Origin of the sequence: Streptomyces sp. NPDC005775 (assembly GCF_042871565.1) — a bacterium.
In the GTDB taxonomy this organism is placed as follows: domain Bacteria; phylum Actinomycetota; class Actinomycetes; order Streptomycetales; family Streptomycetaceae; genus Streptomyces.
The window spans coordinates 421,903-445,682 of record NZ_JBIAIU010000002.1; the positions used below are offsets into that span (position 1 = coordinate 421,903).

A 23,780-nucleotide genomic window follows, 5' to 3' on the forward strand; every position below is an offset into this window, starting at 1 on the left:
AACTCCCGTCCGCAGCACTCCGCTTGCGGACGATGCCGCATCAGCCCGAGGAGTCCCGCCCCGTGACCGAGCCCCGACCTCCCCGTCCCTCCGGCAGCCACGACCTGCCGGTGCCCCCGGCCCTGGACGCCTTCATGCGAACGGGCTGGGCGAAGGCCCCGCTCCCGGCCGGCGTACCCGTCCCCGCCCACGCCCTCACACCGGCCCGCCGCGCCCGCGTCGCCGCGCGATTCCCGGGCGAGCGGCTCGTCATTCCGGCAGGCGCCCCCGCCGTCCGGTCCCACGGCACGGACCACCGCTTCCGGCCGCACACCGGGTACGCCTGGCTCACCGGCCTCACCGGCGACGACCAGGCCGGTCATGTGCTGGTCCTGGAACCGGACGGGGACGCACGCCACGAGGCGGTCCTGTACGTGAGACCGGGCTCGCCCCGCACCGGACACGAATTCCACCGCGACCGCCGGCACGGGGAGTTCTGGGTCGGCCGCAGACCCGGGCCGGCCGAGACCGCCGCGCGCACCGGCATCCGGAGCGAGCACCGGGACGCCTGGGACAAGCTCCTGACCGGCACCCAGCCGCCCACCCGGGTCCTCACCGGCGTGGATCCGTCCGTCGACGCCTGGCTCGGGGATGCGCGCCGGATGCCCGCCGTCCGGTCCGCCCCGGCCGGTCTCGATGCCGTGATCGACGAGCTCAGGCTCGTCAAGGACTCCTGGGAACAGGGCCAGTTGCAGCATGCCGTCGATGCGACGGCCGCCGGATTCGAGGACGTCGTACGGTCGCTCCCGCAGGCAGTCGCCGACCCGCGCGGCGAACGCCGGGTGGAGGGCGTCTTCGCGCTGCGGGCCCGGCTCGAAGGCAACGGCCCCGGCTTCCCGACCGTCGCGGCCGCCGGCGACCACGCGTGCGTGCTGCGGCGGACCCGCAACGACGGCCCGCTCGAACCCGGCCGTCTGCTCCTGCTGGACGCGGGCGTGGAGACCGATTCCCTCTACACGGCCGACATCACCCGCACGCTTCCGCTGTCCGGCACCTTCACCCCGGTCCAGCGCACGGTGTACGAGCTGGTGCTGGCCGCACAGGACGCGGGCATCGCGGCGCTACGGCCGGGCGCCCGCTTCCACGACTTCCACGAGGCCGCCATGCGGGTCATCGCCGAAGGGCTGTACGACTGGGGCGTGCTCGCGATGCCCGTCGACGAGGCGCTCGCTCCCGAGAACGGCTTCCACCGCCGCTACACCCTGTGCGCCGGCGGCCACATGCTCGGCATGGACGTGCACGACTGCGCGCGGGCCCGCGTCGGCATCTACCCGGACGGGGCCCTGGAGCCGGGTCAGGTGCTCACGGTGGGACCTGGGCTGTACCTCCGGCCGGACGACGAGACCCTGCCGCGCCCGCTCCGGGGCAACGGCGTCAGGATCGAGGACGACCTCGTGATCACGCAGGACGGCGCCCGCCTCATGTCGTCCGCGCTCCCCCGCACACCGGACGACGTCGAGGCGTGGATGGCGGGCCTCCTGGACGGCTGAGCACGCACCGGCCACCGCCCCGCGAGGGGGCGGTGGCCGGTGCGCAGGACTCAGGTCGGTCTGCCATCGGCCCACAGCGAGCGCACGTGGGACATGTGGGCGAGCATGCATGCCTCGGCCCCCGGCGCGTCACCGGCGACCACCAGGTCCAGCAGTTGGACGTGCTCCTGCGCGGAGGCGATCAACTGCCCCGTCTCGGCGAGCCGGTTGAGCCCGAACAGCCGGGAGCGCTTGCGCAGTTCACCGACCTCCTCGACCAGCCGGCGGTTCCCGGCCAGCGCCAGCAGGGCGAGATGGAAACGGCGGTCCGCCTCCAGGTAGCCCAGGATGTCGTTCCGCGTCGCCGCCTCGACGATCTCCATCGCGACGGGCCGCAACGCCTCCAGCTCCCGTGTGAGGCCCATCCGCGCGATCCGGCCCACGGTGGGGACCTCGATCATGGCGCGGAGTTCGGTGAAGTCGTCGAGGTCCTGCTCGGTGAGTTCGGTGATCCGGAAGCCCTTGTTGCGCACGGCCTCGACCAGGCCCTCCCGGGCCAGGTCGAGCATCGCCTCACGGACGGGGGTCGCCGAGACACCGAACTCGGTGGCCAGCGCGGGCGCGGAGTAGACGGTCCCGGGCTTCAGTTCGCCGGAGATGAGCGCCGCCCGCAGCGCGTGCGCCACCTGGTCGCGCAGATGTTCCTGCGCCGAGATCACGTTGAGCGATGTCAGGCGGGCCATGTCTGTTCCTCCAGGACCGTGCGGAGCCCAAGAATACAATGTGACGTTGTCCGTCACGGACTGGGCGGGTCACAGCAGGAACCCCTCGGGAAACGGGTCGGCCGGGTCGAGGAAGTACTGCGCGGTCCCGGTGATCCAGGCGCGGCCCGTCACGGTGGGAACGACGGCGGGCAGCGGCCCCACGGTGGTCTCGGCGACGAGTCGTCCGGTGAACTCCGTACCGATGAAGGACTCGTTGACGAAGTCGGTGTCCAGGGCGAGTTCTCCTCGCGCGTGGAGCTGGGCCATGCGCGCGGACGTGCCGGTGCCGCACGGCGAGCGGTCGAACCAGCCGGGGTGGATCGCCATGGCGTGCCGGGAGCGGACGGCGTCCGAGCCGGGGGCGATCAGCTGGACGTGCTTGAGTCCGTGGATGGCGGGGTCGAGCGGGTGGACCGGGCGGTCGGTGGCGTTGACCGCTTCCATCAGGGCCAGCCCGGCAGCCAGCAGCTCCTCCTTGCGGGAACGGTCGAACGGCAGTCCCAGGTCGTCCAGTTGGACCATCGCGTAGAAGTTGCCCCCGTATGCGAGGTCGTAGGGCACGGTGCCGTGGCCGGGGACCTTCGCCGTGAGCCCGAGTCCGGCACTGAAGGCGGGGACGTTGGTGAGCGTGACGGAGGTGGCGGCGCCGTCCTCGACCCGGACGTCGACGCTCACCAGTCCGGCGGGGGTGTCCAGCCGCACGGTGGTGACCGGCTCGGTGACCTCCACCATGCCGGTCTCCACCAGGACCGTGGCCACCCCGATGGTGCCGTGCCCGCACATCGGCAGACAGCCGGAGACCTCCATGAACAGGACCCCGAAGTCGGCGTCGGGACGGGTCGGCGGCTGGAGCACGGCCCCGCTCATGGCGGCGTGGCCGCGCGGCTCGTACATCAGCAGGGTCCGCACCGCGTCCCGGTGTGCCATGAAGTGGGCGCGGCGCTCGGCCATGGTGGAGCCGGGCAGTGTGCCGATCCCGCCGGTGATCACCCGGGTGGGCATGCCCTCGGTGTGCGAGTCGACGGCGTGGAAGATGTGACGCGTGCGCAAGTGTCCCCCTCGGTCGTCCGGCCGGTCCGGTACGACGCTCCGGCCGGCGGATGTCTGCTGCGGTTACGGGCGGGGCGGGGCGGGTCAGTCGAGGCCCTCGGCGATGGCCTTCTCGGTGGCCGCGCGCACGGCGGCCAGGGCGTCGGCGCCGAGCGGCAGGCGCGGCGGCCGGGTGGGCCCGCCGTGCCGTCCGACGATGTCCATCGACGCCTTGATGGCCTGGACGAACTCCGGTTTGGAGTCCCAGCGCAGCAGCGGGTGCAGGCGCCGGTACAGGGGCAGCGCCGTGTCCAGGTCCCCGGAGACAGCGGCCCGGTACAGCGCGACACAGCCGGCGGGCAGCATGTTGGGGCAGCCCGCGATCCAGCCGACGGCCCCGGCGAGGGCCAGCTCCAGCAGCACGTCGTCGGCGCCGACCAGGAGGTCGAGCCCCGGGGCCTCCTCGGCGATCTCGTACGCCCTGCGGACGTCCCCGCTGAACTCCTTGACTGCGACGACGGACCCCTCCGCGTGGAGCTGGGCGAGCAGCCGCGGCGTCAGGTCGACCTTGGTGTCGTACGGGTTGTTGTACGCGACGACCGGCAGGCCGACGGAGGCGACCTCGGCGTAGTGCGCGCGGACCGCCGCGTCCTCGCACACGTATCCGTTGGGCGGCAGGAGCAGGACGGAGCCGGCCCCGGCCTCGGCCGCCTGCTCGGCGCGGCGCCTGGACTGGGTGCTGTCGTACGCGGAGACGCCCGGCATCACCCTGGCCCCGTCCCCGGCCGCCTCGACGGCGACGCGCACGACCTGGTCGCGTTCCTGATCGGTGAGGGTCTGGTACTCCCCCAGCGAACCGTTGGGCACCACACCGTCGCAGCCGGCGGCGACGAGGTCGCGTACATGCGCGGCGTACGCGTCGAAGTCGATGGACCGGTCCTCGCGCAGGGTGAGCGGCGTGGCGACCATGACGCCCCGCCAGGGGCTGGTGCGGGCCGGGGTGTTCGTCGTCATGAGGTACTCCTTGTGAGGTGTGGCGGAGGGCTGGGTGTCGGGCCGGGGGGTGGGCCGCGCGTCCTCACGTGGCGTCGGGGCGGGCGGCACGGGCCAGTACGGACAGGGGGACCGGGCAGGCGAGCGGGCGGCGGTCCGGGCGCCCGGTGTCGTCGGCGCAGCCGGCGAGTTCCCGCACGGCGAATCCGCAGGTCCGTCCCTGGCACCAGCCCATCCCGGCCCGGGTGAGGAGCTTGACCGTGCGGCTGTCCCCGGCACCGAGCTCACCGACGGCCTCGCGGATGGCGCCGGTGGTGACCTCCTCGCACCGGCAGACCTCGGTGTCCGCCGCCGTCCAGTCGGTCCAGCCCGGGCCGGGCCGGTGCACGGCGCCCATCAGCTCGGCGAACGCGCGCATCCGCCGCCGGGCCCGGAGCAGCGCCGCCGTGCGGGTGGTGCGCCGGCCGCCGCGCGCGTCCGCGATCATGGAGCGTGCGGCCAGTTCGCCCTCGGTGAGGGCGAGACGGACCCCGCCGATGCCACCGGTCTCGCCCGCGGCCCAGACTCCGGGCACGGTGGTCCGCAGTTCCTCGTCGAGTTCCAGCGCGGCCGAGCCGTCCGTGCCGCACCGGGTGGCGCAGCCCAGCCCGACGGCGAGGTCGAGTTGGGGCACCAGACCGTGCCCTACGGCCAGGACGTCGCAGTCGATGCGGCGTCCGGTCCCGGGCAGCGGGCGCCAGTCGCGGTCCAGCCGGCTGACCGTGACGCCCTCCACCCGGTCGGTGCCGTGGACGGCGGTGACCGCCCGGTGCGTCAGCGGCCGGACCCGGTGGCGTGCCAGCGCCGCACCGTGCCGGGCCGCTTCCGCGAGGCGGCCGGGGTCGGCGGCCAGCACCAGGGGCGCGCGTCCGTACGCCCCGTAGCCGGAGGCCTCCACCAGGGCGGGGACCCGGGCGCCCGCCCGGGCGAGGGAGACCGCGACGGCCTGGAGCAGGGGCCCGCTGCCGGCGACGACGATGCGCCGGCCCGGCAGCACCAGGCCCGACTTGAGCATGGCCTGCGCCCCGGCCGCTCCGACTACACCCGGCAGGGTCCAGCCGGAGAAGGGGAGTTGGCGCTCGTGGGAGCCGGTAGCGACCAGCAGGCGACGGGCGTCGAGTGTGGCGGCCCCGTCCCGGCCGTCGGGCCCGGTGACCGCGTGCAGCGTCCAGTCCGCTCCGTTCCGTTCGACGGCCCAGACGTGGTGGCCGGTGAGCCGGCGGATCCGGCCGGCCGTGCGGTGCCGGTCGAGCCGTGCGGCGAGGGCGGCGAACTCCGCCCAGTCGTGGTGCAGCGCCTCGGGGCGGGTGGCGCCGAGGCCGGGCGCGGGGGCCCGGTAGTACTGACCGCCCATGGCGTCGGCGGCGTCGAGCAGGACCACGTCGAGTCCGCCGTCGGCCGCGGTGACGGCGGCGGCCATCCCTGCGGGCCCGGCGCCCACCACAGCGAGTTCGGCGCGTTCGGGCCGGGCGGCGGGCGGTTCAGCGGAGGGGGCCGTCATGTCCGTTCCCTTCCTGTGGGGTGACGACGTCACCGGGGCGGGCGGGCATCAGGCAGGCTCGCCGGTTGGGCTGCCCGTTGACAGTGGCCAGGCAGTCGAAGCAGGAGCCGATCCCGCAGAAGGCGCCACGCGGCCTTCCGTTCACCCGCGTGGTGCGCCAGGTGAGGACGGAGGCGGCCCAGAGCGCGGCGGCGATGCTCTGTCCGGGCAGGGCCCGGACCGGACGGCCGTCGAAGGTGATCTCGAAGGAGGCGCCGGGAACCGCTCCGGCCAGGCCGGCAGGGGTTCGTTCGGCCGTGCGTATGCGGGGACGTCTCACGCGGGCTCCTGCTCAGTCGGCGGTCGGACGGTCCGGACCGTCAGCGGGCTTCTCAGGGCGTACGGCGGCGCGGCGGCGCCGGTGGTATCAGCCACCGGGGCCGGAACGGGGCACCGCGTCGAACCGGTCCGGGCGGTACGGCTCGGGGTCGATGGCGGGGTCCTCCCCCCGGATCGCGGCGGTGACCAACACGGCTGTGGCGGGCGCCAGTCCGATGCCCGCGCCCTCGTGGCCGCAGGCGTGGAAGAGGCCCGGCACCCGGCGGTCGGGGCCGATCGCGGGGAGGTGGTCGGGCAGGTAGGGGCGGAAGCCGTGGTAGGTCCGCAGGACCCTGGCGTCGGCCAGGACCGGGAAGAGCGCGGCCGCCGCCGCGGCCAGCCGGCTGACCACGGGGACGGACAGCGTCCGGTCGAAGCCCACCCGTTCACGGCTGGCGCCGATGAGGACCGGCCCGGCCTGCGTGCCCTCCACGACGGGGGAGGTCTGGAGGGCGGCGGACGCACTCGACACGTCGGCCACGTACTCCGCCGCGTAGACCTTGTGCCGGATCAGGCGCGGCAACGGCTCGGTCACCAGGACGAAGCCGCGCCGGGGCAGCACGGGCAGCTCCACACCCGCCAGGGCCGCCAGCTCCCCGCCCCGTACGCCCGTCGCGTTGACCACCGCCGGGGCGAGCAGGTCGCCCCCGCCGGTACGTACGCCGCGCACCGCGCCCGTCGGTCCGGTCAGCACGGCCGTGACCGCTTCTCCCCGGTGGAGGCTCGCTCCTGCATCGCGGGCCGCGCGGACGAGGTGGGCGGCGGCCAGGGCCGGCTGGATCTGGGCGTCCTGCGGATAGAGGACTCCCCCGGCGAGCCCGGGCGCCAAGTGCGGTTCGAGTGCGGCGAGTTCGTCGGCGGACACTGCGGTCGCCCGCACCCCTGCGGCCCGTTGTCCGGCCGCGGTCGCGGTCAGGGTGGCCAGCGACTCGTGGCCCGCCGCGACGACCAGGCCGCCCTTCTGCTCGAACTCGACGTCCGGGGGCAGCGCTTCGGCCAACTCGCGCCAGAGCGCGGCGGACAGGAGCGCGAGATCCAGCTCCGGGCCCGGCACCTTGTCGGAGACCAGGAGGTTGCCCTCCCCCGCCCCGGTGGTGCCGCCGGCGACCGGTCCGCTGTCCACCACCGCGACCGAGAGTCCGGACCGGGCAGCGTAGTACGCGCAGGCGGCACCGACCACTCCGGCACCGACGACGACCACGTCCAAAGGCTGTCTCGTGAACACGCCAGTAATATGTCACATTGCTCTGAGGCCGCCAAGGGGGCGTCACACACCTTGATGTGACGCCCCGTCATCAGCCCTGTCAGGCCTTACAGGCGGGGCACGTTCCGCAGGTTGGACCGGGCCATCTGCACCATCTTGCCCACCCCGCCGTCCAGCACGATCTTGCTGGCGGAGAGCGCGAAGCCGGTCACCATGTCCGCGCTGATCTTGGGCGGGATGGAGAGCGCGTTCGGGTCGGTCACGACGTCGACGAGCGCCGGGCCCTTGTGCTTGAAGGCGTCCCTGAGGGCGCTCTCCAACTGCTTGGGCTTCTCGACCCGGACGCCGTACGCCCCCGAGGCCCGCGCGACAGCCGCGAAGTCCGGGTTCTTGTTGGTCGTGCCGAACGAGGGCAGTCCCCCGACCAGCATCTCCAACTCGACCATGCCCAGGGAGGAGTTGTTGAACAGGACGACTTTCACCGGCAGGTCGTACTGGACGAGGGTCAGGAAGTCCCCCATCAGCATCGTGAATCCGCCGTCGCCGGACATCGAGACGACCTGCCGGTTCCGGTCGGTGAACTGCGCGCCGATGGCCTGCGGCAGCGCGTTGGCCATCGAGCCGTGGCTGAACGAACCGATCACCCGGCGCTTGCCGTTCGGCGTCAGATAGCGGGCGGCCCAGACGTTGCACATACCGGTGTCGACGGTGAACACCGCGTCCTCGTCAGCCAGTTCGTCCAGGACCGAGGCCACGTACTCCGGATGGATCGGTACGTGCTTATCGACCTTGCGGGTGTACGCGCTGATCACACCCTCCAGCGCGTCCGCGTGCTTCTTGAGCATCCGGTCGAGGAACTTGCGGTCGCTCTTGGCCTTCACCCGCGGCGTCAGACAGCGCAGGGTCTCGCGGACATCGCCCCAGACCGCCAGATCGAGCTTGGAGCGGCGGCCCAGGTGTTCGGGACGCACGTCCACCTGGACGATCTTCACATCGGTGGGGAGGAAGGCGTTGTACGGGAAGTCCGTGCCGAGCAGGATCAGCAGGTCGCACTCGTTCGTCGCCTCGTACGCGGCCCCGTATCCGAGCAGCCCGCTCATGCCGACGTCGTACGGGTTGTCGTACTGGATCCACTCCTTGCCGCGCAGGGCATGGCCCACGGGGGCCTTCACCCGTTCGGCGAACTCCATGACCTCGGCGTGCGCGCCCGCCGTGCCGCTGCCGCAGAACAGCGTCACCCGTTTGGCCTCGTCGACCATCCGGCAGAGCTTCTCGACCTCCGCGTCCCCCGGGCGCACGGTGGGCCGCGAAGTGACCAGGGCGTGCTCGACGGACTTCTCCGGCGCGGCCTGCGAGGCCACGTCGCCGGGCATCGAGACGACGGCGACGCCGCCCCGGCCGATCGCGTGCTGGATGGCCGTCTGGAGCAGCCGCGGCATCTGCTGCGGGTTGGAGATCATCTCGTTGTAGTGGCTGCACTCCTGGAAGAGCAGCTCCGGATGGGTCTCCTGGAAGTAGCCGAGCCCGATCTCGCTCGACGGGATGTGCGAAGCGAGCGCGAGGACGGGCGCCATGGACCGGTGGGCATCGTAGAGGCCGTTGATGAGGTGCAGGTTGCCCGGGCCGCACGACCCGGCGCAGGCCGCCAGCTCGCCGGTGACCTGCGCCTCGGCACCGGCGGCGAACGCGGCCGTCTCCTCGTGCCTGACCTGGATCCAGTCGATGTCCGGGTTACGGCGGATCGCGTCGACGACGGGGTTGAGACTGTCGCCGACCACCCCGTACAGGCGCTTGACGCCCGCCCGGGCGAGGATGTCGACGAACTGTTCCGACACGTTCTGCTTGGCCATGGGTGCGCACTCCCTCTGCCTGTGCTCCGTGCACGATCGGCTGTCCGGACTCCGGGGCGTGAAACCTCGCCCGGACGGGTTCTCCGGAGTCCATCAACCCATGGCGCACGTGTTTACGCCTCCCAGACGCCGACCGCCGTCCGGTCGTCCGCGTACCCCTTCACCCGCAGCTGGGTGTCGGCCAGGAACCCGCCGAGGCCGGGCGCCTCGGCCGGTGTCCAGCGCTCGGCGAGCTCCTCGGCCAGCGCCGGCTCGCCGCGCAACGGCTCGGCGAGGCCGGGGCTGCAGAGCAGCAGGGTGTCGCCCGGCCGGGCGACCGACGCACGGAAGCGGAACGGCTCGGCGGGCGGCGGGACCGGGGCCTCGATGTACGGGGGCGGGGCGGTGGTGACCCCGAGGTCCATGGTCAGCCGGTCGCCCTCGGGTCCGCTCTCGGACACCGCCGAACCGAAGCCGACGACGGCCTCGCCGGTGAGCGCGCCGGGCCGGGGCACGATCGGTTCCAGGTCCTGCCAGCCGCCGTTCCGCAGCCGGAAGAGCCCGCCACCGCCCACGCCGAAGAACACGCGGGTGCGGCACGCGGGATCGGCGGACAGCAGGAGGCAGCGCAGGCCCGCGGTGTACTCGTCCGGGTCGCGGCCGAGTTCGGCGGCCCGGCCGCGCAGCTTGCCGTATGTGCGGTCGGTGAGCCGGTGCAGCCCGGACTTGAGGTCGCCTCGGCGGCCCGCTCGTATGTCGTCGGAGAGGCGGGCGTGGCTGCGTCCGACGGCTTCGGCGATCCAGCGGCACGCATCGGCCGCGGCCAGGTGCGCGCTCTCGGACGACCGGGCGCCGCCCGCGACGGCGACGAGGACGAGCGCGCCCTCCGCGGTCCCGAACCGCGCGGTGAGCAGGGCGTCGCGCCGCGGTTCGCCGCGGAAGCGCGCGGAGTCCCCCCGGACGGAGGCGGCCCGCAGCGTGTACGTGCCGTACCGGGCGCCGTCGAGCACGGTGTCGGCGACGAGCCCGTCCAGCTCGCGCGGGTCGCTCGCGGGCAGCGCGGTGGGTTCGGCGTCGTACGTGGGCGGCCTCGCGCCCACATGTGCGACCGGGATGCGCGGCGCCGCCGTCTCGGGCGCGGGTGCGGACCCGGGGGCCGGGGCGGGTTCGGCCGGGGCGGAGTCCTGGGTCCGCTCGACGACCGGGCGCCTGGGCAGCGGCGGCACGGCGTCGTCCGGCACGAGGTCGTCCGCCGCGACGGGCGGCCCGGACACGACGGTCGGTGCCTCTGCGGGCGTGGGCGGCTCCGGGGGCCTCGGTGGCTCCGGGGGCGCCGGTGGCTCCGGGGGCGCCGGTGCCTCGGCCGGCCGGCCGACCGCCAGGCTCTGGGCGATTCGGGGGTCGGCGGGAGGCGGCGACTCCGGCGCGGGAGGCGGAGATGGAGGCGGAGGTGGCGCGGCGGCGGGAGCCAGTGGTGGCGGCCCGGCGAAGGTGCGCGGCCGGGGCGGACCGGCCGGTGGCTCCCACGGGGCGCGCGCTGTCACCTCGGACGGCGGGGCCGGTGACGGGGCCGCCGTCCGGGTGACCTCGGAGGATGCCGCCCGCGGTTCGGGCACCGCGGCGGCGGCCTCGTGCGCCTCGTCTCCGTCGGCGCCCACCGCCCCCGCCGCCGAGTCGAAGCGGTCGTCGAGACTGTCGGCCGCGTGGCTCGCCCCGGTGTCCGGGGCGGAATCGTCGTACAGCCTGCGCCACCAGTCGTCCTCGTGGGCGGCGGGCCTCTCCCCCATCTGGCTCATGCCCTTATTGTCCACCGCGGGAGCCGCGCGAAAACGGGACATCCGGAAATCGAGGCCGAGTCCCGTCGTGGAAAAGGTCCGCCGGGCGGCCCCACCCCCCACGGGAAGGACGCCCGGCGGACCGGTCGGGGTGACTCGACGTCAGCGCACGGCGTAGGCGTCGTTCACGGTCTGGACGACGGAGTTGCCGTGGGCGTCCGCCATCTCGGTGCGCAGCGTGACCGGCTTGCCGGAGGCGTCCGCGTGGTTCACGGTCGCGGTCCAACGGCCGTTCCGCTGGGCCGTGGTGGCCGCGACCCAGGTCGCGCCGCCGTCGTACGAGTACGAGACCTTGGCCGCGGTGACCTTGCCGGGCGTGTATCCGGCGTGGCCCGAGACGCTCAGCCCGATCCGCTGGCCGTCCTTCGCCGCCAGGGTCTTCATGCCGTCCGAGGGCAGGTCGTAGCCCGGGAAGAGCAGCGGTATGCCCTGCGAGTAGGCGTTCTCGTCGCGGTGCGAGCGGAACTTCCAGGTGGTCTCGGTCCGGGTGGACCGCTTCCACACCTGAGCGGGCTGACCGGACTTCATCGTCATCATGGTGAGCTCGTACGCGGCGTCCTCGGCCGGGACGGTGAACACCCCGGACGGCCAGCCGGACTCACCGAGCACTTCGCCACCACTGGTGAGCCGCATGGTGCCCATGTCTCCGAAGGAGCCCTGGAGACCGCCGTGTTCGCTGTCGCTCCAGAAGCCGGGGGCGACGCCGATCAGATTGTCCTGCCGTTCGGCGGCGAGTCCTTCCCTGCCCTGGTCGTCGCGGGGGGCGGACGGGACGAGAACGCCCCGGTACCAGTTCGCGGACCGCTTCGAACCAGGCTTGTACGTACGGAACGTGTCCGTCATGAACTCGCCCCACGGGAAGCTGGAGGAGAGCGCCTGCTGCCAGGTGCTGTCGCCCGCCGAGTAGTACTCGGTGCGCTTTCCGGGTGCGGCCACGCTGTCGAACGCGCCGACGCCGTACCGGGTGCCGTAGGGGGTGGCGACGAGCAGCGTGTCCACGAAGTCGGTCCTGACGCCCATCGATTCGTAGGTGGACTCGACCGTTCCGAGGGCCTTGTCCCTGACCTTGTAGGTGCGGTCCGCGGTGACGGCGCCCTTTTCGGGGAAGGCCAGGTTGTAGACGAACGGGCTGGTCGCGGTGGCCTTCCAGCTCAGCGTCACCGGTCCGGCGGCGAGCGCGGCGGTCAGAGCGGCCGCCTCGTCCGCCTGGATGCCGAGCGAGGGCAGGGGCGCCGCACCGTAACCGACGGACGGCTTCCACGGGCCGGCGGACGGGCGGTGCGCGATGATCGCCACGGCGCCGGCGGCCCGGGCGTCGCGCGCCTGGGTGGCCATGAAGCCGTCGTCCGACACCTCGACCAGGGCGATCCTGCCCGTGACGTCGGCGGCCTTCAGCTCATCGGGGGTGCCGGTGCCTGCGTCGACGAGTGCGGCCCGGCCCGTTCCGTCGAGGTTGACGGAACCGGAGGAGGCGGCGGTGGGGTGCAGGGTGGCGCCGCCGACGACGGCGAGCTTCTCGATCTGCGGAGCGTAAGCGCGCCAGAAGCTGTCGAACTCGAAGTCGCCGTCCCGGGCCGTGCCTTGGATGTCGACCAGGTAGTCCTTGATGAGGGAGGTGCCGGCGATCGATCCGGAGTGCAGCCAGACGTCGTCCCAGCTGCGGCCGAAGGCGAGCGTCGCGCTGCGGGTCTCGGTGGTCCGGTCCTCGGTCTTCAGCTTGATCCGGTGCGCCTTGCGGGCGTCCAGCACCAGGACGGTGTCCTTGGTGACGTTCAGCTGGGGCCGGGCCAGGTAGCCGACCGATGCGGCGAGCCGCCCGGTCGCGTCCTCGGGGTCGGCCGAGACGATGAAGCTGGAGATGAAGTAGGCGCCCGGCCGCACCTCGTACACCTGGTCGGCCGCGCCGTCGTTGAAGCGGCGTTCGCCGGAGGCGGTGTCGGTGCCGATGACGTCCAGCGAGGAGGAACCCGTGGCGGGTTCGCCGTTGCGGTCGATCAGCTTGACGCGCAGGGTGACCGTCTCGGCGCCCACGTACAGCGAGAACGGGGTGGAGACCTTGACCCCGCCGGCGGCGGTGGCCAGCACCCGGCCGGTGACGTCGCCGTACTGGCTGTCGCGGAGGCGGGCGGTCGGGTCGAGCTTCAGCGGGACCTCGACCGTCGCCCCGGCGGGCACGGTGACGGTCTTCGCGCCGAGTGCGGCCACGGAGGACCGGACGGCCGAGCCGTCGTTGCCCGTGACGCCCTGGAGGGCGAGCGCGAGCTTCACCGGCTTGTCGCCCGTGTTGGTGTACGGAATCTGGACGGTGGTGCGATCCGTCCTGTCCTGCGGCCAGTTGAAGGTGCCGCCCTGGACGGCGGGTGCGCCGGTGAGCGTGGTGTCGATGGCGGCCTTGACGTCGAGCCGCCCGCCGCCGGTCTCGCGCACGTCACCGGGGATGTCGCTCTTCGCGGACGACACGAGGGCCGCCTTGACCTGCTGGGCCGTCCAGTCCGGGTGGCGTTCCTTGACGATGGCGGCGGCGCCCGCGACGTGCGGGGTGGCCATCGACGTACCGGACATCGACTGGTACGCGTAGACGCCGCGCCCGCCCGCCGCGGCGGCGGAGATGTCGACGCCGGGGGCGGCGATCTCGGGCTTGAGGGTGTGCGAGACGATCGCGGGGCCGCGGCTGGAGAACGGGGCGGTGGAGTCGTCGCGGTCGACCGCTCCGACGGTCAGCACACTGGGCGCACAGCCGGGCGAGGAGACGGTGTTGAGCGTCGGTCCCGCGTTGCCGGCGGCGATGACGAACAGGGTGTCCTTGCTCTTGCCGAGTTCCTCGGCGGCCATGCTCATGGGGTCGGTGCAGTCGGTGGGCGTCTGGCTGCCCAGGCTCATGGAGACGACGTCGGCCTTCCGGTCGACGGCCCACTGCATGCCCGCGATGATCCAGGAGGAGTCGCCGGAGCCGCTGTCGTTCAGCACCTTGCCGACGAGCAGGTCGGCGCCGGGCGCGACCCCCTTCTTCTTCCCGCCGCTGGCCGCGCCGCTGCCGCCCACCGTGGAGAGCGTGTGGGTGCCGTGGCCCTGGCGATCGTCGGTGGTGTCGGAGTCGGTGAAGTTCTTCGACTCGGTGATCCGGCCCCGGAGGTCCGGGTGTTCGGCGTCGGCGCCGGTGTCCAGGACGGCTACCTTGGTGCCCTTGCCGTCGTAGCCGGCGGCCCAGGCGAGGTCGGCGCCGATCTGTCGGGTGGAGCGGTCGAGGCTGGCCTCGACCTTGCGGTCCAGCCAGAGCTTCTTCAGCCCGGCGGCGGAGCGGGACCGGCTGGTGCCGGTGACGTCCGACCAGAATCCGGCGGTCTGCTTCTTGTCGGCCTTGAGCGCCACACCGTCGATGGCCGGGAGCGCGAGGCCGCGCTCGGCGCCGCGCGGGGTGACGGGGGCGCTGCGTGCGGTGTCCCCGGAGTAGGTCGCGATCAGCGGTACGGAGTCCGTGTGCGCGTCGTCGTACCCCTGTCGGATGAGCCCGGTGACGTTGAAGAGTTCTTCGTCCACGGTGCCGTCGGCGAGCGCCTTCGCCGCGGTGTCCGGGTAGACGTACAGGTCCTTGCCCGAACGGCGGGTCTGTACGAGGGGCAGCGTGCCGTCCTCGCGGGGCAGGGCGGTGGCCGAGGCGTTCCCCGGACCGTCGGTGCTCACCAGCACCTTGTCGCCGGTGACCAGCGTGACGGTGACCGGCTCGTTCCCCCGGGCGGTGGCAGCGGCGCTGCCGGTCAGCGGTCTCTTCGTGGCCGCGTCGCCCTGTGGCGCTGCCACGGACGGTGCGATCACCGTGACGGCGAGGACGGCGGCGGTCGCCGCCCCCAGTGCCGTACGCGATATCGGGCGCATCGCTCTCCCCAGGTAAACCGGGATAGACAGGCGTAAAGGCCCGTATTCCGGAGGTTGTTGGTGCTGCGGTGGCGCCACATTGGCAGAGTGACGGGCGGTACAGGGATGATGTGCGGCGGCGGGTTTACGCCGTGGCCGCTTTCCGCCACGGCGGGTCTGCCGGCGACAGGGAACAGCAGGGAAGCGACGCGGTCGGGAGAGGTCCGGAAATGCTGGGAGCCATAGGTCTCGACGAGACGCAGGAGTCGGCCTATCGCGCGCTGGTGGCGGTGGGAGCCGCGGAGGTCTCCGATCTCGCACACCGGCTGGCGTTGCCCGAGCGGGAGACCGAGCGGGCACTGCGACGGCTGGAACAGCACGGACTGGCGGCCCAGTCGTCGGCCCGTACGGGGCGGTGGGTGGCGGCGCCGCCCGGGGTCGCGCTGGGGGCGCTGCTGACGCAGCAGCGCCACGAGCTGGAGCAGGCGGAGCTGGCGGCGGTACTGCTGGCCGAGGAGTACCGGGCGGACGCGGCCGAACCAGCCGTACACGATCTGGTCGAGGTGGTCACCGGGGCGAGCGCCTTGGCTCACCGTTTCCATCAGCTCCAGCTGGGGGCGACGAGCGAGGTGTGCGCCCTGGTCACCGGGAACCCGATCGCGGTCAGCGGGCTCGACAACGAGTCCGAGGAGCAGGCCGCGACCCGCGGGGTGTCGTTCCGGGTGGTGGTCGAGCGCGAGGTGCTGGGACTGCCGTCGGGAATCCTGGAGCTGTCGGCGGCGCTGAGCCGCGACGAGCAGTGCCGTGTCGTGGACCGGGTTCCCACGAAGCTGGTCATCGCGGACGGGGCGCTGGCGATGGTGCCGCTGACCCGCCGCGGTGCGGAGCCCGCGGCCCTGGTGGTGCACGCGTCGGGGCTGCTGGAGTCGCTGACGGGGCTCTTCGAAGCGGTGTGGCGCGAGGCGATGCCCCTGCGGCTCGCCGAGAGCGGCGGGGTCGGCGAGGACGCGACGGGGCCCGACCCGACGGATCTGGAGATCCTGTCGCTGCTGCTGGCCGGTCTGACCGATGCCAGTGTGGCGAAACAGCTGGACCTGGGGCTGCGGACGGTGCAGCGCCGGGTCAAGGGCCTGATGGAGCTCACCGGGGTATCCACGCGGCTCCAACTGGGCTGGCACGCGTACGAGCGGGGCTGGGTCGCCCGCGAACCCCGCGCCTGAGAGCCTGACGGGTGGCCGTCGATCGGACAGCGGCCGCCCGACAGGCTCCGAACCCGTGCGGCCACGCGTCTGAGCTGCGCCGACGGGCGCGGGGCGGGCAGCGACGACGGGCGGGACCGGCCGGACTCCGGCAGGCTGGTCAGATGAGTGTCTGGCAGCTCGTCGCCGTCGGCCTGGTCATGCTGCTCGGCCTGATCGGCGTGCTGGTGCCCGGCGTGCCCGGACAGGCGATCATCTGGGCCGCCGTCCTGTGGTGGGCGCTGACGGACATGACGCCGGCCGCCTGGGGCGTCCTGATCGGGGCCACGGTCCTGCTGCTGCTGAACCAGGCGCTCAAACCGCTCCTGCCCCCACGCCGGCCCCGCGAGTCCGGGGCACCGCGGCGGACGCTGATGCTCGGCGGGATCGGCGCGATCACCGGATTCTTCGTGATCCCGGTGGTCGGAGCGGTCGCCGGATACGTGGGCGTGATCTACGGGGCGGAGCGGCTGCGGCTGGGCAGCCGCGGTGCCGGCTGGGCGTCGGTCCGCTCGGTGATGCGGGCGACCGGCTACTCCGTCCTCGTCGAACTGTTCGCGTGCCTGCTGGTGACCGGGGCGTGGCTGGGCGCGTTGATCTGGGGCTGACACCCTCGTACGGCTCCGCGAGGGCGCGTCCGTTACGCGGGCACCGGGCCCAGGGCCTGCGCGAGGCGTACGCCGTAGGAGCGCCACGGCCGCCAGCGGTCCGAGCCGGGCGTGTCGTGCGGGTCCACATCGGGGTCGCCCAGGCCCCGCATCCGGATCAGCTTCGCGGTGGCCGGGGTGATGCCGGGCAGCCGCAGCAGCGCCTGCTCGGCCTCGTCCCGGTCGGCGCCCGCGTCGAGCCGCACCTCCCCGTCGGCGAGCGCGGCGGTGAGCGCCCGCAGCGCGGGGTCGGACACCGCGCCGGCCAGGACGCCGGCTTCGGGGAACACATGGGTGAGCCCGCCGCAGGGCACGTCCAGGACCTTCCCGTACGTCTCGACCAGTTCCCCGGCGGCGGCCGGACCCAGCAGCGCCCGCACGGCGAACTCCTCGGCGTCCGCCGTACCGGGCGACCGCAGCCCGGGACGGGCCGCCACCCCTGCCGCGAGCAGCGGATCGGCGCCGAGCAGCTCGTCCACGGCGTACGGATCGGCGTCCAGGTCGAAGAGGCGGCGCAGCCGCTGCACCGCGGTGGTCAGATCGCGCAGGTCCGTGAGATGGATACGGGCCTCCAGCCAGGAGCCGGCGGACCGCTCGTCCACGGCGACGATGCCGGTGCCGTGGGGCAGGCGCAGGGTGCGGCGGTAGGTCCGGGCCCCGGGCTCCCCGCTGACCTCCTCGATCCGGTCGACCGTCTCGGCGTCGAGCAGGTCGAAGACCTCACGGGCCGCGTACGGCCCCCGGTGCGCGAGCCGGAGCGGGATGCCGGTGGTCCGCGCCTGCCGGACCGCGGCACCGAGCCCGGTGCCGGCCTCGGTGCGCAGCTCGCTCGGGGTGCGGGCGTAGATCTGGCGCACGGTGTCGTTGAACTGCCTCACGCTGGCGAAACCGGCCGCGAAGGCGATCTCGGTGACGGGCAGCGCGGTGGTCTGGAGCAGGACCCGCGCGGTGTGCGCGCGCTGGGCACGGGCCAGGGCGACGGGCCCGGCGCCCAGCTCGGCGTTGAGCTGGCGCTGGACCTGCCGTGAGCTGTAGCCGAGCCGGTGGGCGAGACCGGGGACGCCTTCCCGGTCCACCACACCGTCGCCGATCATCCGCATGGCACGGCCGACCACGTCCGCCCGGACGTTCCAGTCCGCGGAGCCGGGCACGGCGTCCGGGCGGCAGCGTCGGCACGCCCGGAAGCCGTTGCCCTGGGCGGCGGCCGCGGTCGGGTAGAAGCGGACGTTCTTGCGCTTGGGGGTGACGGCGGGGCAGCTCGGCCGGCAGTAGATGCCGGTCGTCTCGACGGCGAAGAAGAACTCCCCGTCGAAACGTGCGTCGCGGCTGCTCACCGCCTCGTACCTGGTCTCTTCGTCCATCACACCGTCCAGTGTGCGCCACCGGACACCACCGCACTCGCGGTTTTCGGACGCCGACCCGGTACACACCGGCTACCGCACCCGGCCGCGCTTCGCCTCCATGGCGGCCCGGCCCTCGGCCCCCTTGCGCTTCCAGTCGCGCCGGATCTCGGAGCGGACCCGGGCATCGGTCTTGGCGACGATGCGCTGGTTCTCGCGGAGCAGCTTGCGGTAGCTGTCCATACGCCGCTCGGGCAGCGTTCCGTCCTCGAGGGCCGCCAGCACCGCGCAGCCCGGTTCGGCCTCGTGGGCGCAGTCGTGGAACCGGCATGTCGCGGCGAGTTCCTCGATCTCGGAGAAGACCTGGCCGACACCCGCCTCCGCGTCGTACAGCCCGACGCCGCGCAGTCCCGGGGTGTCGATGAGGACGCCGCCGGAGGGCAGCACCAGCAGGTTCCGCGTCGTGGTGGTGTGCCGGCCCTTGCCGTCCATGTCGCGGGTTGCCCGCACCTCCATCTCGTCGTGCCCGAGCAGGGTGTTGGCCAGGGTGGACTTGCCCGCGCCGGAGGCTCCGAGCAGCACGCTCGTACCGCCCGAGACGAGGGCGGCGAACACGTCGACGCCCTCGCCGGTGGCGGAGCTGACGGGCAGCACCTGTACACCGGGCGCGAGCCGCTCGACGTCCTGGACGAGGTGGGAGAGCGTGACGGCGTCCGGGACCAGGTCGGCCTTGGTCAGCACGACGAGGGTCTCCGCGGCGCCCTCCCCGTCCGCCGCCCCGTCACGGAGCAGCGCGTCACCGCCGGCACTGGACAGGGCCAGGGCCAGGAAGCGTTCCACCCGTCCCAGGTCGAGCTCGACCGCCAGCGAGACGCAGATGGCGATGTGGTCGACGTTGGTGGCGAGCACCTGGCCCTCGGAACGCTTGGACGAGGTCGAGCGGACGAAGGCGGTCCGGCGCGGCAGCAGCGTACGGACGAACTGCGGGTCGCCTTCGGGGTCGACAGCGGCCCAGTCGCCCGTGCAGACGATGCGCATCGGGTCGCGCGGCACGACGAACGCCGTGTCCGCGCGGACCGTGCCCTGCGGGGTGACGATGTCGCACTGTCCGCGGTCGACGCGCACCACGCGTCCCGGCAGCAGTCCCTGCCGGGCGTACGGGGCGAAGTCGGCCTCCCAGTTGTCGTCCCAGCCGTAGGCGGCGAGGGGGTGCGACGGCGAGGAGCCCTGAAGAGTGGAGAGGGAAGAAGGAGAAGAAGAAGACGGGAAAGACAAGGGAAACCCTTCACAGGGTGGCCCCGGCAGTGCGCGCGGTGGCGCGGAGGTTCTGGAGGTAGGTCAGCCGGCGGCCACGGGGGTGGGAACGATGATCTTCGGCTTGTGGGCAGCGCCCATCGCGGCGACAGTCATCAATGTCCTCACCTCCGGTTTCACACACGGCCCGGAATCGGCGGTCTTCTCCGCCGTCCGTAACGCTGCACACGATAGCCCGCGGTGGCCGGGCGGCGTCAACGGATTTAACGCGGCACTCCGTTCCGGGGCACCCGGGCGGAATCGGTCCGGGAGATCCGCACGGAATATCCCGTGCCCTCCCTCGATCGGGTGATACGCATGGAGATCGACCGGTCGCGGACGGTTAGGGTGCCGGACATGACCTCCCCCCAGACAGCCCCCGGCACGTTCACCCAGGCCCAGTTGGGCACGCTCATCCTGATCGGCTGGAGCGGCGAGCACCCCCACAACGGGCACGACGTCGCCTTCCTGCTCGCCTACTCGCTGGGCGACGGATCGGACGGGCCCGCGGTCGGCGAGGCCGCGATGCGCATCGCACTGGATCGCTGCGGGCTCCCCGCCGGCGGCGCCCCGGTGCGCGCCGACGAGACGCCGGGCCTTCCGGTGAAGCTCCTCGTCCAGGCGGGCCAGGCCGTCCTGACGCTGCCGCACTTCAAGGCCCAGTACCCCGTCCCGCCCGAGTGGCTGGCCGCCGCCACCGAACAGGGCGAGGTGCACGCGATGTTCGCCACCCGCCCGTGGCCGCAGGGAGCCCCCGGGCTCCCGGTGGGCGAGGAGGAACTGCGCCTGTTCGCGGGTGACCCGGAGGTCATCGGAAGCTCCGCCCACTGCGTCCTTCCGGTACGCAGCCTGGGCTGACCGCCCCGCACGCACGATGCCCACCGCCCCAGTGGAGCGGTGGGCATCCGTGTGCTCGGGCGCCTCACGCACGCACCGCGGGCGGCCCGGAGGGTTCCGGGCCGCCCGCGGTGTGTGTACGGCGTCAGTTGTTGGCGATGCCGTTCCCGGAGAGGACCGGGATGCCGTTCACGAGGTGCGAGAGGGCCTCGTCTCCCTTGGCCTGGGTCGAGTTGTCGGCGCACTGCTGGTTCTGCGGGGAGGACAGGACGTTGACGTCCTGGACCGCCACGGGCAGGAGGATGCCCACGAGCGCACCCGCGTTGGCCTTGATCGGCGCTCCGACGCAGAGCTTGTTCAGCGAGCCCTGGACGAGCTGGACCTGCGGGCTGCCGTCACCCCGGGTCACGCTGTTGCCGAACGAGTCCACGGCACCGTTGCCGTTGACCGACGTGGTGCCCCCTTCGTTCCCGATCGCCATGGCCGAGGGGGCCACGGCGGCCGAGAGGCCGACCAGGGACACGGCCACTGCTGCGCCGGCCATCATCTTCTTCATCACGCTTCACCTTTCGGAGCGTTCCGTTCTGGAACGTACTGATCAACCTCTTACGGAGGCTTCGGTTCCGCGGTTCCACTCAAATGGGTTCGATCCGGCGTAAGTTCGACGTTCCGTCAACCCCGTGACCCTTCGCCGGAGACGCGCGCTCCGGGGACGAGGCCGCCCGCGCCGCACGGTCCGGACGTCGCCCCACCCGGCGGTGCCGTCGCGCCCCGGGCCGCCGCCTGCCACTCGGCGAGGAGGCGGTCGTAGATCGGTGTGGCGTCCTGCGGGTACCGCTGCGGGTCCCGCCGTCGCTGACTGTCGTGCTGGTCCATGAGTGGCCCCTACCCGGTACGGCGGCGTGCCTGGGCCACCGCTACGGCAACCGGCCCAGCACAGACGTCCTTTCGGGGGGCGTCCGGCCGTGCCTCGGCACGCGACGTGGGGCCGACCCGTCCGGGCGGCCGGGGGATCCGGCTGCCACGAGCGGGTCGGCCCCACGTGTGATCCGGGAACCGCGGGCGCTTCGGGAGCGACTAGTCGTTGGCGACGCCGTTGCCGGACAGGATCGGGATGCCGGACAGGATGTGCGACAGAGCCTCGTCACCCTTGGCCTGGGTGGAGTTCTCGGTGCACTGCTGGTTCTGCGGGGAGGACAGGACGTTGATGTCCTGGACCGAGATCGGGATGGCACCGAGCAGCGAACCGACGTTGGCCTTGGCCGGCAGGGCGATGCAGGGCTTGTTGAGCGAGCCCTGGATCAGCGCGAACTGCGGGCTCCAGTCACCGTGGGTGGCGGAGTTGCCGTACGACTGCATGGCGCCGTTGCCGTTGACCGACGTGGTGCCCTCTTCGTTGCCGATCGCCATGGCCTGCGGCGCGAGCGCGGCGGAGACGCCGACGATCGAAGCGGCGACGGCTGCCGAGGCCATAATCTTCTTGATCATGAAATAGCCCTTCTGGGGTTTTCTGTTGCCCGCCTGTCCGGAGCGACCTGATCAACTCGCGGTGGCGGGAATGGTTGTGGCGCTTCACTCGAACGGTGTTTCCGCGATCCGTACGGTTACGGAAGGTGCGGCACCGGAGAAATTGCGTGCGCCTCGAAGCGAGGCGGGAACCGCCGTCGTGGGGACGGGTCAGGCGCCGACCGGAAGGCCGCCCATGAGCGGGGCGGCACCCTTGACCGCGCCGGTGGCCTGCCCGGCGACCTTGGTGACGGTGCCGTCCTTCTGCAGCGCGTCGGCGGCGCCGCCGACCGTCTCGACGACCGGGTCCACGGCCTGCGGGGCCGCGGCCACCACCTGGTTGACACCGCCGTCGAGGCTGAAGCTGGGGGCCGTGGCGTTCGTAACGGCGAAGGCGGGAGCAGCCGTTCCGAGAGCAACCACGGAACCGGCGACGAACGCAGCTGTCTTCGCGTACTTCACTTTCGGGTTCCCTTCTGCAGCGGCATCCGTTTCGGTCGCGTCCCCGCGCCGCACCGGCCTTCTTTAGCCGTGACTTCTGCCGCTTTCCCTCTGATTAACGATCCGATTGCGGGTGGGCAACTGGGCGGCTGCGGCTTTCTGCGGACCGCTTTCCCTGGCTCGGGAAGATTGCATGACTAATCACTGATTCGAGTACGGAGGGGGACACCGGACACGATTCGGTGGTGCACTGTCGGTGCTCCGTCCCGCGCACCCGCCCGGATGTCCGCCCCCAGCCGCCGGCGCACCGCGCCCCGGGCCGGCGGAATGTCTTCGGCCGCTCCGCCGCATCGAGGAGGGCTGCGCACTCCCGGGACGGGACGCAGAAAAGAGGAAAGCCCCGGATCGCATGGAATGCGATCCGGGGCAGACCGGTGCCGAACGGATTCGGCGAGCGTGAATCAGACGTTGGCGCAGGTGTTGCCGAAGGCCGGGTTCAGCAGCGCGATGACGTTCACGGTGTTGCCGCAGAGGTTCACCGGAATGTGGATCGGAACCTGGATGACGTTGCCGGACAGGACGCCCGGGGAGTGCACGGCCGCACCCTCGGCGCCGGAGTCGGCGAAGGCGGGAGTGGCGGCGCCCATCGCCATGAGGGTTCCGGCGGCGACGGCGGCAATCTTGGTGTACTTCACTTTCAACCCTTTCTTCGACGGAGTCCGGAGCGGCCACGACTCTCGTGCCGCACGAGCGCGGTCCTGATCACTCGTAACTCCGCCGCTGTAATTCGTAACGATTTCAGACGGTAAGCGGAACTCTCCATCGGGAAGATTCTTCGGAATCCGCCCGAATGCCACAGTTTCGGTCACACACTGTCACCGCTGCGGTGGCCCGAATTTCTCGGGCGTACCCGGGAAGGGCAGCAACAGGCCCGGGCCGCCGGACGGGAAAACGCCGACGGCCCGGGCCTGTTGACAGCTGGATCAGCTGTTGCCGGCGCCGTTGCCGGAGAGGACCGGAATACCGGACAGGATGTGCGACAGCGGCTCGTCGCCCTTGGCCTGCGTGGAGTTCTCGGTGCACTGCTGGTTCTGCGGGGAGGACAGGACGTTGACGTCCTGGACCGCGATCGGGATGAGGCCGATCAGCGAACCGACGTTGGCCTTGGCCGGCAGGCCGATGCAGGGCTTGTTCAGCGAGCCCTGGACCAGGCCGAACTGCGGGCTGCCGTCGCCGCGCGTCTCGGCGTTGCCGAACGACTGCGAGGCGCCGTTGCCGTTGACCGAGGTCGTGCCGCCGGCGTCGCCGATGGCCATCGCCTGCGTCGCGCCGAGACCGAGGATGGAGGCGGCGACGGCACCCGTAGCCAGGACCTTCTTGATCACGATGAACCCTTCTCGTACTGGACGCCCCGTACCGGAGCGCACTGACCAACTAGCTTCCGGACGTTTGGTTATCTCCATTCACCCGAATGCCATGGCCGCACGGACATCCGTACGAAAGAGGTCGAGCGGAGCGGAATGGAGGCGTCAAGCGAACGCTTATCCGTAACCCGTCCGAGTGGTCA

Annotated in this window: 21 protein-coding genes; 4 read left to right on the plus strand and 17 right to left on the minus strand. The window is 72.5% G+C overall.

Annotated features, from left to right (window positions below; genetic code table 11):
- Positions 1-32 precede the first annotated feature (32 nt).
- The gene (locus ACFYPA_RS05495) at positions 33-1,529 is read left to right on the plus strand and encodes an aminopeptidase P family protein (protein ID WP_389129688.1); all 1,497 of its coding nucleotides are present in this window, start codon (positions 33-35) and stop codon (positions 1,527-1,529) included.
- A gap of 50 nt (positions 1,530-1,579) precedes the next feature.
- Here the strand turns inward: ACFYPA_RS05495 and ACFYPA_RS05500 are convergent, their stop codons facing one another.
- The 9 genes from ACFYPA_RS05500 to ACFYPA_RS05540 form a co-directional block, all read right to left on the minus strand.
- Complete coding sequence (locus tag ACFYPA_RS05500; protein WP_389129690.1) at positions 1,580-2,251, minus strand: GntR family transcriptional regulator; 672 nt, start codon at positions 2,249-2,251, stop codon at positions 1,580-1,582.
- 69 nt (positions 2,252-2,320) lie between these two features.
- Entirely contained in the window at positions 2,321-3,322 is a 1,002-nt protein-coding gene (locus ACFYPA_RS05505) for a proline racemase family protein (RefSeq protein WP_359081878.1), read from the minus strand.
- Positions 3,323-3,406: 84 nt separating this feature from the next.
- A complete protein-coding gene (locus ACFYPA_RS05510; RefSeq protein ID WP_389129692.1) occupies positions 3,407-4,315 on the minus strand; it encodes a dihydrodipicolinate synthase family protein in 909 nt (302 codons plus the stop codon).
- A gap of 64 nt (positions 4,316-4,379) precedes the next feature.
- The gene (locus ACFYPA_RS05515; protein ID WP_389129695.1) at positions 4,380-5,834 is read right to left on the minus strand and encodes an NAD(P)/FAD-dependent oxidoreductase; all 1,455 of its coding nucleotides are present in this window, start codon (positions 5,832-5,834) and stop codon (positions 4,380-4,382) included.
- On the minus strand, positions 5,815-6,153 hold the full coding sequence (locus tag ACFYPA_RS05520) for a (2Fe-2S)-binding protein (protein ID WP_359318819.1): 339 nt from the start codon (positions 6,151-6,153) through the stop codon (positions 5,815-5,817). Before ACFYPA_RS05520 ends, ACFYPA_RS05515 begins: the two co-directional genes overlap by 20 nt.
- A gap of 87 nt (positions 6,154-6,240) precedes the next feature.
- On the minus strand, positions 6,241-7,416 hold the full coding sequence (locus tag ACFYPA_RS05525; protein ID WP_389129698.1) for an NAD(P)/FAD-dependent oxidoreductase: 1,176 nt from the start codon (positions 7,414-7,416) through the stop codon (positions 6,241-6,243).
- Positions 7,417-7,502: 86 nt separating this feature from the next.
- Positions 7,503-9,245, minus strand: a complete 1,743-nt coding sequence (locus tag ACFYPA_RS05530; RefSeq protein WP_389129700.1) for a pyruvate dehydrogenase — start codon at positions 9,243-9,245, stop codon at positions 7,503-7,505.
- Between the two features lie 113 nt (positions 9,246-9,358).
- Entirely contained in the window at positions 9,359-11,020 is a 1,662-nt protein-coding gene (locus ACFYPA_RS05535) for a protein phosphatase 2C domain-containing protein (RefSeq protein ID WP_389129703.1), read from the minus strand.
- A 141-nt stretch (positions 11,021-11,161) separates the two neighbouring features.
- On the minus strand, positions 11,162-14,932 hold the full coding sequence (locus ACFYPA_RS05540) for a S8 family serine peptidase (protein WP_389129706.1): 3,771 nt from the start codon (positions 14,930-14,932) through the stop codon (positions 11,162-11,164).
- Between the two features lie 209 nt (positions 14,933-15,141).
- Between ACFYPA_RS05540 and ACFYPA_RS05545 the strand changes: the two genes are divergently transcribed.
- Together ACFYPA_RS05545 and ACFYPA_RS05550 are read left to right on the plus strand one after the other, a co-directional pair.
- Positions 15,142-16,131, plus strand: coding sequence for a helix-turn-helix domain-containing protein (locus ACFYPA_RS05545; RefSeq protein ID WP_359081868.1), 990 nt, complete (start codon positions 15,142-15,144; stop codon positions 16,129-16,131).
- A gap of 143 nt (positions 16,132-16,274) precedes the next feature.
- A complete protein-coding gene (locus ACFYPA_RS05550) occupies positions 16,275-16,757 on the plus strand; it encodes a DUF456 domain-containing protein (protein WP_359081867.1) in 483 nt (160 codons plus the stop codon).
- 32 nt (positions 16,758-16,789) lie between these two features.
- Here ACFYPA_RS05550 and ACFYPA_RS05555 read toward each other — a convergent pair whose 3' ends face one another.
- Together ACFYPA_RS05555 and rsgA are read right to left on the minus strand one after the other, a co-directional pair.
- A complete protein-coding gene (locus ACFYPA_RS05555) occupies positions 16,790-18,157 on the minus strand; it encodes a DNA-3-methyladenine glycosylase 2 family protein (RefSeq protein WP_389130395.1) in 1,368 nt (455 codons plus the stop codon).
- A gap of 72 nt (positions 18,158-18,229) precedes the next feature.
- Entirely contained in the window at positions 18,230-19,411 is a 1,182-nt protein-coding gene (rsgA, locus tag ACFYPA_RS05560) for a ribosome small subunit-dependent GTPase A (protein ID WP_389129710.1), read from the minus strand.
- Positions 19,412-19,786: 375 nt separating this feature from the next.
- Here rsgA and ACFYPA_RS05565 point away from each other — a divergent pair, with 375 nt between their 5' ends.
- Positions 19,787-20,287 carry a DUF5949 family protein gene (locus ACFYPA_RS05565; protein ID WP_359318833.1) on the plus strand — a complete coding sequence of 167 codons (501 nt, stop codon included), beginning with the start codon at positions 19,787-19,789 and terminating at the stop codon, positions 20,285-20,287.
- A gap of 124 nt (positions 20,288-20,411) precedes the next feature.
- Here the strand turns inward: ACFYPA_RS05565 and ACFYPA_RS05570 are convergent, their stop codons facing one another.
- The 6 genes from ACFYPA_RS05570 to ACFYPA_RS05595 form a co-directional block, all read right to left on the minus strand.
- Positions 20,412-20,822 carry a rodlin gene (locus tag ACFYPA_RS05570; RefSeq protein WP_359081864.1) on the minus strand — a complete coding sequence of 137 codons (411 nt, stop codon included), beginning with the start codon at positions 20,820-20,822 and terminating at the stop codon, positions 20,412-20,414.
- 116 nt (positions 20,823-20,938) lie between these two features.
- Complete coding sequence (locus tag ACFYPA_RS05575) at positions 20,939-21,142, minus strand: hypothetical protein (protein ID WP_359349504.1); 204 nt, start codon at positions 21,140-21,142, stop codon at positions 20,939-20,941.
- A 201-nt stretch (positions 21,143-21,343) separates the two neighbouring features.
- Positions 21,344-21,754, minus strand: coding sequence for a rodlin (locus ACFYPA_RS05580; protein ID WP_359081862.1), 411 nt, complete (start codon positions 21,752-21,754; stop codon positions 21,344-21,346).
- Between the two features lie 189 nt (positions 21,755-21,943).
- Positions 21,944-22,234 (minus strand): hypothetical protein, encoded by a 291-nt coding sequence (locus ACFYPA_RS05585; RefSeq protein ID WP_359081861.1) that lies wholly within the window; start codon positions 22,232-22,234, stop codon positions 21,944-21,946.
- A gap of 440 nt (positions 22,235-22,674) precedes the next feature.
- Positions 22,675-22,908, minus strand: coding sequence for a chaplin (locus ACFYPA_RS05590; RefSeq protein ID WP_359081860.1), 234 nt, complete (start codon positions 22,906-22,908; stop codon positions 22,675-22,677).
- Positions 22,909-23,196: 288 nt separating this feature from the next.
- A complete protein-coding gene (locus ACFYPA_RS05595) occupies positions 23,197-23,598 on the minus strand; it encodes a rodlin (RefSeq protein ID WP_359081859.1) in 402 nt (133 codons plus the stop codon).
- Between the last annotated feature and the right edge of the window lie 182 nt (positions 23,599-23,780).

Bases quoted from the DNA above. Each gene is read 5' to 3' on its own strand.
- ACFYPA_RS05555 (WP_389130395.1), bottom strand. From the start codon at position 18,157: ATGGACGAAGAGACCAGGTACGAGGCGGTGAGCAGCCGCGACGCACGT.
- ACFYPA_RS05575 (WP_359349504.1), bottom strand. From the start codon at position 21,142: ATGGACCAGCACGACAGTCAGCGACGGCGGGACCCGCAGCGGTACCCG.
- ACFYPA_RS05535 (WP_389129703.1), bottom strand. From the start codon at position 11,020: ATGAGCCAGATGGGGGAGAGGCCCGCCGCCCACGAGGACGACTGGTGG.
- ACFYPA_RS05550 (WP_359081867.1), top strand. From the start codon at position 16,275: ATGAGTGTCTGGCAGCTCGTCGCCGTCGGCCTGGTCATGCTGCTCGGC.
- ACFYPA_RS05500 (WP_389129690.1), bottom strand. From the start codon at position 2,251: ATGGCCCGCCTGACATCGCTCAACGTGATCTCGGCGCAGGAACATCTG.
- ACFYPA_RS05545 (WP_359081868.1), top strand. From the start codon at position 15,142: ATGCTGGGAGCCATAGGTCTCGACGAGACGCAGGAGTCGGCCTATCGC.
- ACFYPA_RS05515 (WP_389129695.1), bottom strand. From the start codon at position 5,834: ATGACGGCCCCCTCCGCTGAACCGCCCGCCGCCCGGCCCGAACGCGCC.
- ACFYPA_RS05540 (WP_389129706.1), bottom strand. From the start codon at position 14,932: ATGCGCCCGATATCGCGTACGGCACTGGGGGCGGCGACCGCCGCCGTC.
- ACFYPA_RS05530 (WP_389129700.1), bottom strand. From the start codon at position 9,245: ATGGCCAAGCAGAACGTGTCGGAACAGTTCGTCGACATCCTCGCCCGG.
- ACFYPA_RS05580 (WP_359081862.1), bottom strand. From the start codon at position 21,754: ATGATCAAGAAGATTATGGCCTCGGCAGCCGTCGCCGCTTCGATCGTC.
- ACFYPA_RS05510 (WP_389129692.1), bottom strand. From the start codon at position 4,315: ATGACGACGAACACCCCGGCCCGCACCAGCCCCTGGCGGGGCGTCATG.
- ACFYPA_RS05565 (WP_359318833.1), top strand. From the start codon at position 19,787: ATGACCTCCCCCCAGACAGCCCCCGGCACGTTCACCCAGGCCCAGTTG.
- ACFYPA_RS05570 (WP_359081864.1), bottom strand. From the start codon at position 20,822: ATGAAGAAGATGATGGCCGGCGCAGCAGTGGCCGTGTCCCTGGTCGGC.
- ACFYPA_RS05495 (WP_389129688.1), top strand. From the start codon at position 33: ATGCCGCATCAGCCCGAGGAGTCCCGCCCCGTGACCGAGCCCCGACCT.